The organism is Chryseobacterium hagamense, from assembly GCF_007991455.1.
In the GTDB taxonomy this organism is placed as follows: Bacteria; Bacteroidota; Bacteroidia; order Flavobacteriales; family Weeksellaceae; genus Chryseobacterium; species Chryseobacterium hagamense.
Genome location: NZ_BJYJ01000003.1, coordinates 67996 through 80821, shown reverse-complemented (window position 1 = coordinate 80821; position 12826 = coordinate 67996). Strand labels below are relative to the sequence as shown.

Annotated in this window: 10 protein-coding genes; 4 read left to right on the top strand and 6 right to left on the bottom strand. The window is 41.2% G+C overall.

Features of this window, described 5'->3' with window-relative positions; translation table 11 throughout:
• Positions 1-75: 75 nt before the first annotated feature.
• From CHA01nite_RS05140 to CHA01nite_RS05125, 4 genes are all read right to left on the bottom strand, one after another.
• On the bottom strand, positions 76-3639 hold the full coding sequence (locus tag CHA01nite_RS05140; protein ID WP_146940181.1) for a DUF4450 domain-containing protein: 3564 nt from the start codon (positions 3637-3639) through the stop codon (positions 76-78).
• A 1-nt stretch (position 3640) separates the two neighbouring features.
• The gene (locus CHA01nite_RS05135) at positions 3641-5044 is read right to left on the bottom strand and encodes a glycoside hydrolase family 28 protein (RefSeq protein ID WP_146940179.1); all 1404 of its coding nucleotides are present in this window, start codon (positions 5042-5044) and stop codon (positions 3641-3643) included.
• Positions 5045-5130: 86 nt separating this feature from the next.
• Entirely contained in the window at positions 5131-6057 is a 927-nt protein-coding gene (locus tag CHA01nite_RS05130; protein ID WP_146940177.1) for an alpha/beta hydrolase, read from the bottom strand.
• Positions 6058-6603: 546 nt separating this feature from the next.
• Complete coding sequence (locus CHA01nite_RS05125) at positions 6604-6948, bottom strand: EthD domain-containing protein (protein WP_146940175.1); 345 nt, start codon at positions 6946-6948, stop codon at positions 6604-6606.
• 104 nt (positions 6949-7052) lie between these two features.
• On the opposite strand from CHA01nite_RS05125, the gene CHA01nite_RS05120 reads away from it, so the two are divergent.
• A complete protein-coding gene (locus CHA01nite_RS05120) occupies positions 7053-7406 on the top strand; it encodes a winged helix-turn-helix transcriptional regulator (protein WP_146940173.1) in 354 nt (117 codons plus the stop codon).
• A gap of 593 nt (positions 7407-7999) precedes the next feature.
• Here CHA01nite_RS05120 and CHA01nite_RS05115 read toward each other — a convergent pair.
• A complete protein-coding gene (locus CHA01nite_RS05115; RefSeq protein ID WP_146940172.1) occupies positions 8000-8359 on the bottom strand; it encodes a response regulator in 360 nt (119 codons plus the stop codon).
• An 865-nt stretch (positions 8360-9224) separates the two neighbouring features.
• Between CHA01nite_RS05115 and CHA01nite_RS05110 the strand changes: the two genes are divergently transcribed.
• The 3 genes from CHA01nite_RS05110 (at position 9225) to CHA01nite_RS05100 (ending at position 11435) form a co-directional block, all read left to right on the top strand.
• Entirely contained in the window at positions 9225-9989 is a 765-nt protein-coding gene (locus CHA01nite_RS05110) for an SDR family NAD(P)-dependent oxidoreductase (RefSeq protein ID WP_146940170.1), read from the top strand.
• Between the two features lie 11 nt (positions 9990-10000).
• Entirely contained in the window at positions 10001-10438 is a 438-nt protein-coding gene (locus CHA01nite_RS05105) for an ester cyclase (protein WP_146940169.1), read from the top strand.
• Between the two features lie 85 nt (positions 10439-10523).
• A complete protein-coding gene (locus CHA01nite_RS05100) occupies positions 10524-11435 on the top strand; it encodes a helix-turn-helix domain-containing protein (protein ID WP_146940167.1) in 912 nt (303 codons plus the stop codon).
• Between the two features lie 601 nt (positions 11436-12036).
• Here CHA01nite_RS05100 and CHA01nite_RS05095 read toward each other — a convergent pair.
• Positions 12037-12759 (bottom strand): ferredoxin reductase domain-containing protein, encoded by a 723-nt coding sequence (locus tag CHA01nite_RS05095; RefSeq protein WP_146940165.1) that lies wholly within the window; start codon positions 12757-12759, stop codon positions 12037-12039.
• Positions 12760-12826 lie beyond the last annotated feature (67 nt).

Genomic DNA, 12826 nt, shown 5'->3' with positions numbered 1-12826 from the left:
TGGCTGAATTATTGATCTGCCATGGATGTGAACTTTTTTACTGATAATCACAATCCGTACATAACCGGCAGCGATTTATTTCAAAACAGTGGCACTCATCATTCCAATCACCACATCATTGCTCACGGCTGTTAATTTTACCGATTTCAATTCTTTTTCCGGATCAATCGGTACATCCAGGATCGTTGCTGCCCCGCCATCCACCTGACGGTCCGTAAATCCTTTAATGCTCGAATACTGATTTAAGGTTCCCCCCTTATAGACTTCTGCTGTTTTCAGCTTTACCCTGTACGGAATTTTATCATCCGGAATTTCGAAAGCAAAATTATCATCCAGTAAATCCTGCTCGATCGGCCACCAGCTGACAGGATTTTTCAGTTCAAGAATAGTAGATGAACCATCAGCATACCGGACGGTAACAGTTCCGTTTACCATCTGCGACTGCATCGGATTCGTAGAGCCTGCCATCAGGAAATAGATCTTCTTTCCTTTTCCGTTCAATGGAATTTCGATAGATTCCGGATAATTGTCCCATTGGCTGACAAAGGCAATGTTCTTATCGGTCTTATCGATTAAAAAAGGGATTCCGAGGAGATCAACTTTATTGTTCTTGAGCTTTTTCATCAGGCCGCTGTCGTCAATCTGAGCATTAATCAACGGATAACACCAGTTTCCGATTCCCTGCCACGGAAGCTGCAGGGTAGGCACATTTAATCTTGGCGAAAGGTATTTCTGTCTGAAGATTTCCGTTACCTTTTCATTATAGACGGAAGCTAATGAAATGTTGCTGAACTGACCCCGGTTTTCAATTTCCCAATCTGTGATTTCAGTGTTCTGCCTGATTCCGTTATATTCAAGACCGATGGAATTGGTTCCTTTGTTCAGGTAACCGGCAGGAATTTCAATCCGTAAATTTTGATTTTTCTGAATGCTGAACGTTTTGTTTAATCCATTAACCGATAATTTGACATTAACCGGATGGGATAATCCTGACTGAACCTGCAGCTTTTTGTTTACCCATTTGATCTCTAAAGGAAAACGGATCTCTACATTCACCGGTTGCCACCAGGCCATTCCGTTTTGTTCGACATGCACGAAAAATGTTCCTTTTCTTTCTTCCTGAATCAGCTCAACCCGGTTTCCATTCCGGATTCTAATTAATTCCTGTGGGTCGAAAACAGCTTTGATTTTCTTTTTTGGATTGAAATTCAACTGAAGACTTTCAGAAATATAGGTAATGTAATCAGTCTGTTCACTTTCCAGTTTTTCTCCTGACTCACGGATTTCAATTTTAAAATCTTCTCCTTCCGGCGTTTCAAACTGGATGACCGGTTGAAGAATGGAATTCGGTTTGATCTTCCAGTCTGCTTTTTTGCCATTCACTTTTACCGATGCAACCCTTGACTTATTTAGAGGAATCTGCATTTCCAGCGATACGGGATTTTGATATTTGGATTTAAATAAATATTCGGTTTTCTTTGAATTTCTTTTAAACTGATAATCCCAGTCCGGAAGGTGCAGTTCTGCAGAGTTCCAGTCCTTAGGGAAGCCCGGCTTAATACGGATTTTATTCTCCAGTAAATTCGGATAGACCCCGAAGAGCCCTTCGGTCAAAGTTCTGGAAGCCACCCCGACAGGGTCGGCAAAATCCCGGTACAATTCGCCGCGGAAGGCATCGTAATGAGACAGCTGCTCAAAATTTCCCGGGCTGATGCCGTAATACATGGATTCAACCAGATTCCCTTTCCAGAGCCGGTAGGCTTCTTCATTTCTTCCGGCCTGCCAGTATGCCAAAGCGGTCTGTAAATTTTCCGCCAGAGCGACATTATTGATCGACCAGTCATAAGGCTGCCAATTGGTCGTCGATAAGGTATAATAATCTTTTCTTTCCTGTCCTTTTACCGTAACCGGAATTTTCGGCGTATGATGGCTGATGTATTGTACGTTCTGATAATCCTCAAATTCATTCAGAATACATGCGTCCGCGACATGGTAAATCGACCATATTCCCGGTTGGTCGTGAACCAGCTGGTTGCCCAGGGCATCTTTATACTCAGCAAAATACCCTCTCTTTTCAATCCAGAGCTCGTTTTTCATAGCCTTCAGAATTGCAGCGGCTTCCTGTTCATAGGGCTGTGGATTTTCACCGGTAATTTTTGCCAGTTTCGCCATTTCACGGTTGGCCCGGTAATTATATGCCGAGGTATGGGTCACTTTTCCACCGGAATATTGAAGCGCATCGCTCGCCCAAATCGCGGCATACGCATCATACAGATCGCCGCGCTTGAAGTTCCGCTTTTCCCAGTCTATATGGCGAACCATCGTCGGCCACATTTTTTTCAGGAATTCTTTGTCTCCGGTGTAATTGAAATGTGAAAACAGCTGGTCAAAAAACACCAGGTTCATATCGTAATGATGCGGTTTGGAATTATCATTCGGATTTCTTGAAATGTAGCCGTTGGAGAAAACAGAGGTTCCCATTTTTTCTTCATGACGGGCAAGGTGACGCATCGTATCCATTTCCACAGGTGCAGAATCGGGTTTTAAAACCTGTGAACGGGCGTAACTTTCGAAATGTTCTTTCGCCCGGTCGTGCCAGCTCAAAACATCGGCAGTATAGGCGCCACGCCAGGCATTCAGCCGCATCCGCCACGCAATGGCGCCGTGAAGGAAGGTCGGGCTCTCCCAGATTCCGTCTGCCGCAACCGCTAAGTTGGCTCCGAAATTATTCAGATCGGCATCCGGTGTTTTTAACTTGATCCGGCCCGTTAAATTTAATCTTGATCGTTCAGCCTGATTAAAGAGATTCTCCATCTCCTGATCCGAAAAGTCTCTGGTGGCTGTACCTTTTGCAATCTGAATGAAAACCGGTTGTTTCTGTGGGGAATAGGAAGCATAAACAATTGGAGATTTGTCCGTTTGGTTTTTAGAGAACTCTGAAAGGTTTGTCAAGGTTTGAGCATCGGTTTGCTGTAAGGAAGTAACGCCTGAAAAGCTTCCGCTCACCACCTGCGTTTCTTTTTTCCTATTGAGATAACGGAGTTGAAACTGATTTTTATTCATCTGAAACAGATTATTCAGGCAATATTCGGGCAGCAGGTAAAATCCGGATTCGGGATCGGCACCAGTATCGCCGTTTCTGCTGAACGTCGTTCCGCTTGCCCCACCGTAAACAGCATAGACTATTGTAAAAGGATCTACGTTCACCATTTCCATTTTAACCACCAATCCTTCTTCTTTAGCCTGGGCCAGGACGGTCAGTTTTAAACTGCCCTTACCGAGAATCTGGTCTTTGATGTCATAAAGCATGGTGCCGGGACGATAGCGCGTTTCAATCTGATCAGCGTTAATTAATTTTTTTATTGAATTGCCTTTCCGGATGACAAACTGAAGATTGCCGCCCATCCCCGGAAGGTAGAGTGCAAATTCCGGCAGATCTCCGGCTTCCACTCTTGAAGCACGGTTATCTCCGTATAACGCCCGGTTGAAACGGTATTTTCCGTTAACCAGTAAAAAGTCGCCATTGTCTTCTCTGTAATGCAGCTCACGGTCGTTGTTCCGCCAGTGTTTTGACTGGGAGACAACAGGTGAAAAAGCCGATAGGAGAACCAATCCGGCAAATAAGGTTGTCCTTCGCATCTTATGGTTTTAGCTCGGTAAGTGGCTGTCCGTTTACCGTTACATTTTTTAAGGTCACGTTTTTCAGATAATCCACTTTATAAGGAATCTCAACACCAAGCATTTTAGTATTGATCATCGTGAAATCCGTAACGGGTGAAGATTCGTAAGCATCGGAGAATACAGCATATTTTCCGCCTTTATCTACCGTTAGGTTTTCCACCCAGACATTTCTGATGGTGGGAATATGGTTTCCCGGCTTTTCATAGTGCATATTGAAACGGACGGCAGCCTCTCTGTAAGCGCCAACTTTTGTGTTGTAGAAAAATACATTTTCGATGGTTCCGCCACGGCTCGAGCTGGTTTTGATTCTTAGGGCCCGGTCAAGATTTTCACTGTCCATCACGTTTCCGGTGGCGTAAATGTTTTTGGCGCCTCCGGCAATTTCGCTTCCGATAACAACCCCGCCGTGACCGTCTTTCATTTCGCAGTTTTCGATGATGTGGTTTTCGGCCGGTCTTCCGATGTCTCTTCCGTCCTCATCTCTTCCGGATTTGATGGCAATACAGTCGTCTCCCGTATCAAAGTAGGAATCTCTGATCCAGACATTTTTACAGGCTTCCGGGTCAAACCCGTCGTTATTTGGCCCGTGGCTGATGACTTTTACTCTTTCAATAAAAACGTTTTCACACAAAACAGGATTCAGGTTCCACATCGGAGAATTTTTAACCAGGACATCTGCCATATAAAAGTTTTTCGATTTGTAAGGCTGAACGAAGTTGGGTCTTAAATACCATCCGTCCCCAAAAATTCTTTCTCTCGCAGGCTTTCTCTTTGCCATATATTCGTGAAGCTTTGCACGGGCAGGATTCTGTCTTCCTGGGCGGGAATCGTTATATCCGTATTTTGTGGCACCGCACCAGAACCACCAGTGGTCGTGGTCTGAATTCCCGTCTAAAGTTCCTTTTCCGGTAATGGCAATGTTCTCTTCTTCGTAGGCATAAATCAGGGATGAATAGTTCATACATTCCATCCCTTCCCAACGGGTGAAAACGATAGGGTAGTCGTTGCTGTCCTGGCTGAACAGGATCGTAGAACCCTCATTCAAATGTAGATTGACTTCTGATTTTAAGTAGATAGCCCCCGTCAGAAAGATGCCTTTCGGAACAATTACTCTTCCGCCGCCATCGGCATTACATTTCTCAATCGCTTTCTTAAAAGCTTCGGTATTTTTGGTTTTTCCGTCTCCTACGGCTCCGAAATCGGTAATCAGGTAATCTGCATTTCTGAATACCGGCTTTTTAATCTGTTTTTTTAATGTTTCGATTTCCCTCAAAGGCTGTTTTACCGAAGTCCATGGGGTATACTGGGCAGACGCAGCGACTGAGAGCATTAAAATAAGCAAAAGGAAAATATATTTTTTCATAAGGGTGAAAATGAATCTGAGATATTTTTATATCTGCAATCTAGAATAAATATAGCAAATGATTATCCTGCACTGTCGGTTTCAGCTTATTTGTCCGGAAAAAGTGTTTTCAACCAGTCGGAACACAGCACCTTCCAATTACCGGTGAGCTCAGATGTATTGGTAATCCCGATTTTATGGCCGCCTTCCGGGAAAATAAACAGGGCGCCCCTTACTTTGTTTTTCGTCATTGCCTGATAATACAAAATGCTGTTCATGACAGGAACGGTTTTATCATTCTGCGCATGGAGCAGCAGGGTAGGCGGTGTTTGTTGCGTAACCCGGTTCTGCATGGAATATTCGCTGATTTTTTCCCGGGATGCATCTTCACCTAATAAGCTATTGCGGCTTCCGGCGTGCGCAAACGGTCCTAAATCAATGACCGGAGAAACCAAAACTGCAAAATCCGGAATGGTGGAAATGGCAGCCTGGTCGCCGCCCAATCCTGTGTAATCGGTTTTAATATTGCTTACGGAAGCGGCAAGATGTCCTCCTGCAGATGTTCCGAGCACGCCGATCTGCTCCGGAGAAATCCCATACAGAGCGGCATTTTTCCGGAGATATTTTATGGCAGCCTGTATATCCTGCAATGGTGCCAGTTCCCGTTGTTGTACATCGGGAGAAACAGGCAGTCTGTAATTCAGGACGAAAGCCGCAACTCCTAATGTATTGAACCACTTGGCGATCTGATAACCGCCCAGATCATAAGTCAGTTTATAATATCCTCCGCCGGGAATCACAATTACTGCCATGGCTTTCCTTTCTTCTTTAGGCGGTAGAAAAGCAAAAAGTTCAGGTTCTTTGATCTGTACAATTCTTCCGTCCTTTTCTTCGGTTTTTAATGACAGGCCTTTAGAATTCGGCATCTGACCTTTCGGCCACAAGATGATTTTTTCCTGGGCAGAAATGAAGAGCATGCCGATATGTAAAACAATAAAAACCGTGATTTTCATCTTGAAATTAACGAATCCCATGAGCAATATATTATTAATACGGGCAATATAAAATAACCTGCAATGGAAATTATCCTGCACTGTCTGGGAAACTTAAAATTCTTACATGCTTTCTGAATAATTTTTGGTTTATTAACATACTGCATCATATCGGGCTGGAGCTCAGTGATGATCTGCAGCTTTTCCAATTGCCTGGCAAATGCAGAACAGTTATCCGGGTAAAGGAATTTTATCACTTGCTAACGGTCAGACCGCCCAAAAATCAACCAGTGTATTCAATACCGTCCAGATTTCCTGGGCGTGCTCGGTTAAGCCATAATAAGTGATATCCTGAGTGGGGGTGTACTCAGTATTTTTTTGTATTAATTGATGCCCTTCCAGTAACAAAAGTTCATTTAGGAGATATCCCTTTCAAAACTTCAAAAAAATCTTTAAATCTCAGTTTTTCATAATAGTATAATTCCAGTAGAATAGAAAAACGCCATTTTCCGCTGAAAAGATCCATCATATAAAATGAATAACGCCGCACATCCGGCATTAGCAGATGTGCGTTAACAAAGGGATCAGTTATGCATCTGCTTTAACGATAGTTTCCTTATTTGCCATGGCAATATAGTTTACCGTGTCAAAGAAGTTGGGCTCATCGGGATGGACCTTTGTTAAATAATTTTCTGAACTGAAAAAAGTGTTGAAATCCTCAAACGAATCAAAATAGATTTCTACAACAGCATCATACAAAGGCTTGGGAAAGATTTCTGTAACAACAGGATGGTTGACTACATACTTTCTGACATACAGTTCTGTCTCCGGAATGGAACAGAATAAAGGAGCATGTATGTTTTTGTGATAATCTATAAATTCTTCAAGACTCATACCTGGTAACTTTTGTACCAAAAACGTAAATTTGATCATTATTTCTTTATTTATAATCTGATGCAATAATATTGGATTATGAGAGGCCAGTCAATTACGCACAAATTTGTGCGGATCATATTTATAATTTATTAACCAAGTTTATGTACAAAAAGAAAATTCCCGTAAGAACCGAATGTGGGCTTCATCTGTTTAAAGAATTTTTAAGCGGAAAATGGAAATTGATGCTTTTATTCTATATTTCAGACGGCATCATCAGGCCCGGTGCCCTGCAAAAGAAAATATCTGCAGACAGGAGGGTGATGACCAGGCAACTGGATGAACTGCTTCAGGATGGATTTATTACGAAATGTACATACGATACGAAGATTCTTAAAGTCGAATATCAGTTGACACCTCTTGGGAAGAGTCTGTTGCCCTTGATCATGAGCCTGGAGAAATGGGGCGAAAGCAACAGGGCCGTTCTGGAATCAGCGCTTACCGGAAAACAAGAGTGAGTCCCAATACAGATATTTAAAACATCACGATAAATATGATGGCAATTCAGGTAATAAGAGGTTTTATGAATGGGTCTTCACGGTTAGTTAACTTAACATTCTAATTCTGTATCAGCTTTTGATGTACCGACAGTTTTATCCTTAGAATCCTCCGTTAGACAGAGCGGCAACCATAGGTTAAAATCGGAGAAAATAATAAATACCCGTTAGGTAAAAAGAGCTCAATATCGGTCAAGCTCCAGCATAAAATAAGGAGCCTTATGAAAGTCCGACTTTTTCAATGACCTTAAATTCGAGGGGGCTTGTATTATTTTATTTTAACGTGAATTCGATCGTATCTAACTTAGATCCAATTGTTTAATTAGTTAAAAAATAAAATTTAATGCAGCTCAGTCATGATTTAAACAAGGACGCTTTCAGATCTGTGACAAAAGATTCAGTTGGATCATCAGAACCTCTGATTATATTTTTAACAACAATAACTTCCGGCATCCGGCATCCCTCTTCCAGCCTTAAGATCATATCTATACATCGAGCTCGCATTATTTAACTTTTTCTCAGCATCTCTGATTTTTAACTAACCAATACCTCTTTTATGTCAATTGAGCTGTAACTTTTGATAAAAGGTCGTCAATATCAAAAGGTTTATTAATATAATCATCTGCATTGGAAGATTTATATGCTAATTTACCGTCTAAGCTGGCTGATATCAGGATCACCCTGATGTTGCTCAAAGCTGGAGTGGCCTTTATTAATTTTAATATTTGTTCACCATTAATGATCGGCATCCAAAGATCCAGAATAAGCAGGTCCGGAATGTTTTTGGTTATTCTGGACATTAACCTTGAACTTTCAGATTCTGTTTCAATTAGATAACCTTCGGCAGTGAGTATGATAGCCAGCAAATCAAGGATTTCTTTGCTGTCATCACAGATCATAATTTTTTTATCCATCGGAAATAATATTTAGAATTAAAAAAATGCAATTATTAAAATCAAATTTCCAATGTATCTAAATTTCCAAATTAAAATTAACTTATCCCGGATAAGCTATTGTCTTAATTAAGACCTGTTTATACAATAAAAATAGTTTTAGCGGCCGAACAAAAGTACTTATGTTTTGTAAATAAAGACATCATAAGGGTGTTACAAATTGTAACATTTTTTGATTCATGATATTCTTAAATGAATCTCTTTGTCGGAAAATTTACCAATCATTTCATTGGATTTATCAACAATCACAATTTCCGTAAGCATCATCAGAAGACAACCGGATCAAATAGATTTTTATCGGATTAAAAATTTGCTTGATTATCAGGATCAAAGCCTGTTCCGGTAAGGGTCGGGATGGAATAAAAAGGCCCGCTGATCATGCAGGTGGGTTTGTTCAGGTTGGAATGAACATCCATGATGCAAACGGAATGATTGGGTGCTATACCGATGATATAGGTGGTATTACAGAATGAACATTTTAAAATTAATAAATATTGAGCTGCACGCAGGAGGAAATTAGCTCTCCATCATAAAACCTTTTGGCTCATAAATATCTAACGACATGGCTGTTTAAATTTCCGCTCACTGCGGAGCTTGATACTTTGGCTCATATCATAAATCCGCTGGCATGGTAAGGAGCAGATCGTCCCAACGGATTTGCATCTATCAAATCCTAAAAAACAATATCTATCATTCAGCATCATCAATACGTCGCGGCAAAATTACGTTGCCTGGCCGCTTTTGACTAAGAAAAGCCAGGTTTTGGCTACATTCCCGTTCCGTTACCGGCTTACCTTTGCTTCACATTAATAATAAAAACAGAAGTATGTCATCTCAAAACAAAATTGCAGTCGTTACCGGTGGAAGCCGCGGTCTTGGAAAAGATATGGTCCTGAGCCTTGCTAAAAATGGATTGGATATCGTGTTTACGTATAATAGTCAAAAAGAAGCTGCAGAAGAAGTTGTAAAACAAATTGAAGAACTTGGACAGAAGGGAATTGCACTGAAGTTTGATGTTTCAGATTCTACCGGATTCGATGAATTTACAGAAACTTTAACATCGGAACTGCAGTCTCAACTAAATACAGACCGATTTGATTTCCTGATCAACAACGCAGGATTTATCCATTATGCAGAATTTGGAAATATAACAGAAGAGCAGTTTACAGAAATGGAAAATGTACACCTCAGAGGACCATTTTTCCTGACTCAGAAACTGTTGCCTCAGATAAATCCTTTTGGTGGAATCGTGAATGTTTCTTCCGGGCTTACACGTTTTGCCACACCCGGTTTTGCAGCTTATGCGGCATTGAAAGGAGCCATGGAAACATTAACAAAATATCAGGCCCAGGAGCTGGGCAAGAGAAACATCAGGGCGAATGTAATAGCGCCCGGAGCAATTGAAACCGATATTATGGGCGGCGCCGTTCGGGATAATGCAGAAATGAATCGGTATCTGGCATCACAAACCGCTTTGGGGAGGGTAGGTCTGCCCGGAGATATCGGTGGAGTCGTTGCTTTTTTATGCAGTGACGCCGCTGGCTGGATCAATGCCCAGCGTATTGAAATTTCAGGAGGTTCTAATCTTTAATGCTTGGAAGTATGGAAAATAGAGCAAGTGATTTTGTAAAAGCATTAACGGAAACAGAGACAGATACGATCAGGAAATTTTACAGTGCATTCGAAAGGAAAGATCCGGGAATACTAGATGAAATCTGTACGCCGGACTGGCAAGATATTCCGCTGGCCCCCGGTCAGGAAGACGGCCCGAAAGGCCTTCAGGAAATTATGAAGCATCTTTTTGAGATCTGTCCGGATATCGAGGTCGTCATTCACGAAATTTTCGGAACCCACGGGCGAGCCGCAGTAAGGGCTTCGATGGAGTTTACCCACGTCAATGAAATAATGGGGATCCCCCCAACTCATGAAAAGGTTTCCGTATCACTGCATGAATTTCATTATTTAAAGGATGGCAGGCTTACCCATACCTGGCATTTGGAGGATTGGTTCGGACTTTTAATGAAAAGTAAGTCACGGTAAATCACATCCTGATTCCTAAGGGTAAATATTTTCTTTCAGACTGTCAGGCCTGCCATTTAGCATATAAAACCTTAAATTTGCATGTATGGAAATCGTCAGAATAAAATCGATTACAGAATACCACCGTTTCAGAGGACTTCCGAAACCTGAACATCCTTTAATCAGCCTTGTGGACTATTCGCTCCTGCAGTTTCCGGAAGATACAAGAGCCGTGAATATGGTGATGGATTTTTATTCGGTTGCTTTAAAGCGCGATATCGGGGCAAAGCTGCATTACGGACAGCAAATTTATGATTTTGATGAGGGGCTGATGTCCTTTATTTCGCCGGGCCAGGTTTTAAGGATAGAAAGAGATCCGGATTCGTTAAACAGCGGATCCGGATATCTTTTGCAGATCCATCCCGATTTTTTATGGGGATCATCTTTAGCGAAGAATATAAAAAACTATTCTTTTTTTGATTATTCAGTACATGAAGCACTGTTTCTTTCCGGTAAGGAAGAAGCCGTCATCCTTCATATTTTTGAAAACATCAGGCAGGAGTACCACGCCAATATTGACAGCTTTTCGCAAGGCCTTATCATCGCGCAGATTGAACTGCTCCTCAAATACAGTGAACGGTTTTACAACCGGCAGTTTATCACCAGAAAGATCAGCAGCCACCAAATGCTTACAAAAGTTGAGAATTTCCTGAATTCCTATTTTTCCTCTGAAGCAACGCCTGAAGACGGCCTTCTTTCGGTGAAAGACGTTGCCGGCGCCATGAATGTTTCATCCGATTATCTGAGCACGATGCTGAAGCAGCTCACCGGTAAAAATGCTCAGGAACACATCCACCAGAAACTGATCGAAAAAGCAAAAGAGAAATTATCTGCCACCACTCTTTCAGTGAGTGAAATCGCCTATGAGCTCGGATTCGAACATCCCCAGTCTTTCAGCAAACTTTTTAAGATAAAGACCAACGTTTCACCATTGGCGTTTCGGAAATCATTTAATTAAAAACAGTTGTTCCTCTTAAAATAATGTGAATTCGACCGTATTGACATCATATTCAACCGATTATTTAACTCAAAAATAAAAATCAGAATGATTTAGTCGGGATTCTGGCTACCACTCATCCTGGTAGAACAGATAAACGGCTCACGTTTCTGACAGGATTTTATCCTATCCTGTACCAAGCCGGCTCTTCAGGACTTTAATCAGTTTGATGATCAGGACCTTTTAATCCTATATCTGACAAGAGAAACTTCCGGCATCCGGCACCCCTCTTCCAGCCGCTTCATCCAGGTTCTTCTTCGAATTCACGTTAAAATATAGTAGGGACAAAAGAACTTATACTTTGCTGCCTGTGACTATTATTGAAAATCTGTTATATTTTATACCACTTAATTTATGATCAGGGTTGAAAAGCGCCAGGAACATCATCTGTTGCTGTCACATAACCATAATTATCAAAATCTCCCTGTTTTCACTATTCCAACTGGAATATCTTTTAACCGCCTCATGACCTGAAATCCATAAGGATTCTGATATTGAATCTATTATATTCTGATCATGCGTATGATGACCTTTTACCAGCAGGAATTTCATAGCGACTAAATTATAATCCTTTTTTACCTTCAAGCCAATATCCTTTTGCATAGATTTTACCTTTATGATTATTTAATTTCAACGCTTTTCTGAAATTCCGGATTGAATTTACATTTCCTGTTAATATGATATTTGCATCTGACCATTCGGGGTCACTCAGTAAGGGCAATTGCTGTATACGTTCCACGCTGCGGAATATCTCATTTTTTGAAAAAATTTTATAATTCAATAAACCGATTGTTTCAGGAATACTCCTGTTTTCTTCTTCCAGTTCCAGATAAAATATAAATTGATGATTATTGTTTTTGAACAAGGGTAAAAAACTGAGCATCAAACTGAGAGAGGTTTCGTCTCCAAAAATAAGCTGCTTTTCTACTGTCGGGTTATACTGTTTATCACTTCCCAACACTGCCAACTTTATTTTTTGATCATCAGGCTGAAGATTTTTTACATAATCGGCACCTACCGCATGACCGTGCAGATAGGCTATAAATTCAACTGCTTTCTTTGAATCGTCAGCATAAGAAACGGTGTAGTGACGTAAATCATTAGGAGTAACCCGAAGTGAAATCGTGAATCCCGGAGTAAAATTCAGAGATGTAAAATCACCTTTTAATCGTATTTTCTTCAGATAAGGGTTGAGATCAACGGATTCTTCTACTTTTACTACCCTTATAAATGACGGGGCTATTTTTTCAAGGGCGTCGTTGAGCCATTTTGGTGCTGTTGGCATATCTTTAATTTAGTGATACAAAGAAACCGGAAAATACGAAGCGTTAAAATGGACCGGAGAAGGTAAG